This window comes from Malaciobacter halophilus (genome assembly GCF_002837275.1).
In the GTDB taxonomy this organism is placed as follows: domain Bacteria; phylum Campylobacterota; class Campylobacteria; order Campylobacterales; family Arcobacteraceae; genus Malaciobacter; species Malaciobacter halophilus.
On the sequence record NZ_NXIF01000097.1, the window covers coordinates 1 to 1,280 of the forward strand.

General features: G+C 27.5%; 1 protein-coding gene. It reads right to left on the reverse strand.

Going from position 1 to position 1,280, the window contains the following annotated elements:
• Positions 1-29: 29 nt before the first annotated feature.
• A partial coding sequence (locus tag CP960_RS13865) for a ShlB/FhaC/HecB family hemolysin secretion/activation protein (protein ID WP_101185989.1) occupies positions 30-1,280 on the reverse strand: 1,251 nt, incomplete at its 5' end.

Consider the following 1,280-nt stretch of genomic DNA (forward strand, 5'->3'; position numbering starts at 1 on the left):
TATAACTCTTTTAACTAAGCTTTAAAAACTTAAAATACCCAACCAGCTTGAATCATAAATCTTGATGAGTAATCTTTTTGACTAGTAACATCATGTTTTATATTTTGAGCTAAGTGTGCATTTATAAACATATCTTTATATGAACCATAATATCCTAAACCAAATGATTGTAAAGTTCTAGGCTCTTCATTTGTTGTATTTTGACTCATAAATGCTCTACCAACATCATAAAATACAGATATAGAAGAGTTTAACTCTTTATAGTTTGGAAGAGTATAAAATAGTTCAGTATTAAATATAAATCCATTTTCAGCACTTTCTTCACCATCTGGATAGTATTTAACACCATATATTCCACCAAGACTTAAATCTTGACTTCCATCTAAATTTTTATCTCCTAGTGCATATTGAGCTTGAAAAGAGTTCTCCCATCTAATTTTAGGAGTTAATTCAAAGTCTTGACCCAATTCTAAATTTAACTTAGTAAAAGTTCCATTTGTATTAGCACTATTTTCATCTGCTTGTCTATCCTCTTTGTCATTAAACTTTAAATTTCCAACAGTTAAGTAAAAATTAGCTCTTGATTGAGAGTTTTTATTAAACATAATTTTATCTTCACTATAATCAATACCTAATGTTAATACTTTTGAACTTTTTTTAGTATATATATTTGATGCTTGTATTTCATCTTTCATTTTATTTAAAGATATTTCTGCATATACATTTATATTTTTAAGTCTAGATTTTACATATGGATATACAGTTTTAAAAGAAATAGAATCAGAACTTCCTAATGCATCTAAATTTTTATAAGAACTTCCTAACTCATAAGTAGTTTTAGAAATAGCTACTTCACCTCTTAAGCCTTTATCATTCATAGGAAAATCATAAGCTATTCTTCCATTAATAAGTCCTATCTCATCTGATGTAAGTCCTGAGAATGTTAATTTATCTCCAATATCAAATGGTGAGTTAACATCAACTCCTGCCATAATTCTATGTTTTCCTGTATATTGTGAACCATAATTATCACCTAAGATATATCCACTATATTTATTAGTAGCACTAGTTCCTATAATAAAATCACTAGTTCCTACTTTCTTCCCTGGTCTAACTTCTGCTTTATTTACTACAACACCTGGTGTGTCATTGATAATAAGCATAGCTCTTTCAAGTGTATTTGTAGATACTATATTTTCATCTTTAATTGCATCTAAGTTTGCTTGAACTACTTCATCTTTAACTAAAGATTTATTTTCTAAAACAAACTCTCCATAATT